Source organism: Leisingera sp. F5 (genome assembly GCF_001593695.1).
This window is the reverse complement of sequence record NZ_LUKH01000722.1, coordinates 1-1,794: the sequence shown is the minus strand read 5'-3', so window position 1 is coordinate 1,794 and position 1,794 is coordinate 1. Positions and strand designations below refer to the sequence as shown.

At 62.6% G+C, this 1,794-nt stretch carries 2 protein-coding genes; both read right to left on the bottom strand.

Features of this window, described 5'->3' with window-relative positions:
- Nucleotides 1-825 (bottom strand): RnfABCDGE type electron transport complex subunit D (locus A2I95_RS35240; protein ID WP_291737218.1); only part of this gene is annotated, 825 nt, incomplete at its 3' end.
- 5 nt (nucleotides 826-830) lie between these two features.
- The coding region (gene nqrA, locus A2I95_RS35235) for an NADH:ubiquinone reductase (Na(+)-transporting) subunit A (protein ID WP_291737217.1) at nucleotides 831-1,794 on the bottom strand (964 nt) is incomplete at its 5' end.

Genomic DNA, 1,794 nt, shown 5'->3' with positions numbered 1-1,794 from the left:
GAACGCTAGGCCAATGGCGCAGGCCACGGTCGAGGTCTCGCCAAAGCTGCCCTGAATGGTGCCATAAAACGCATCAGACCATTCGATGCCCTTGGCCGCCAGCGATTGCACGCCTTCGGCAGCCGAGACACCCAGCGCGGTGGCGCCGGAAAACCCGTCAACCGGGGTCCAGACACTGTCGCCCGACATATTGGCCGGATAGGCGAAATACAGGAACGCCCGGCCGGTCAGTGCCGGGTTCAGGAAGTTCTTGCCGGTGCCGCCAAAGACTTCCTTGCCGATCACCACGCCAAAGATGATGCCCAATGCCACCTGCCACAGCGGCGCCGAGGCCGGCATGATCAGCGTGTACAGCATCGAGGTCACAAGGAAGCCCTCGTTCACCTCATGGCCGCGCACGGTGGCAAAGATCACCTCGAAAATACCGCCGGCAATCAGCGTCACCAGATAGATCGGCAGGAAATACAGGAACCCATGCGCCACATTGGCCATCGGGTTCGCCGCATCCAGCGAGATGCCGAACATCTGCAGGATGGCAATCCGCCAGCCGGTGGCCGCATCTGCCCCCAGCGCGGCAATCGCCGAGTTCGCCTGATAGCCAGTGTTCCACATGCCCCACAGAATGCAGGGGATTGTGGCGATCACCACATAGGTCATGATCCGCTTCATATCGATGTATGAACGCGCATGCGGCGCCGCGGTGGTCACGGTTTTCGGGGTATAAAGGAAGCTCTCCACCATTTCGTAGACGGGGAAGTACTTTTCGTACTTGCCGCCCTTTTCGAAATGGGGCTCGATCCTGTCAAAGAAGCTGCGCAATCCCATCCGGCTCAGCCCTCCTTTTCAATCTTGGCGAGGCAGTCGCGCAGCGCTTGCCCGTATTCATACTTGGCCGGGCAGGCAAAGCCGACGAGGCCCATGTCCTCTTCGTCCAGCTCCAGCGCACCCAGCGCCTGTGCAGTATCGGTGTCCATCACCAGCAGCGCGCGCAGCAATTGCGTCGGCAGGTAGTCCTGCGGCATCAACTGCTCGAACGTGCCGGTGGGCACCATCGCCCGGCGGCCGCCGTTGAGGTTGCTGGTCAGGCCGAACAGCTTGCGCGACAGGGCGGACCCCAGCACCGGCTGCACCGCGTATTTGCCGCCCATGGGGCGGATCCAGCCCAGCGGGATCTGCTTGCGGTCTTCCTGGATCAGGGCGACCTGGCGGGCAAAGCGGCCCAGATAGGCAAACGAACCTGATGCCTGACGGCCCGACAAGATCGAGCCTGAAATCACCCGCACCGGACCGTCTGCAGCAATCTCGCCGCGGGTCAGCTCATCGGTGGAGGCGCCCGCAACGGTACGGACCAGACGGGGCTGGCGCGCAGCAGGACCGGCCAGCGCAACAACAGTGGAGGGATCCAGATGACCGGTCTGCAGCAGGCGGCCAATCGCAATCACGTCCTGATAGGAAATCGTCCAAAGCTCGTCGTCACCCTTCACCGGGTGCAGGAAATGGATGTGGGTGCCGGCCAGACCGCTGGGATGCGGGCCGGAGAACGCGGCAGCCTCGACACCGGCAACATCGGTGCCCGGAATGCTGTCGCCTGCCTTCTGGCACAGGAAGGTGGTGCCGTCGGTCAGCAGGGTCAGCGCTTTCAGACCTGCCGCAAATGCCTCAGCAGCGTCATTGATAATCAGCGCGGCATCACCGGCCAGCGGCTCGCTGTCCATCGCAGTCACAAAGATCGCAGCAGGTTTGGAGCCCGGCAGCGGCATTTTGGAATAGGGACGGGTGCGGAACGAAGTCCAG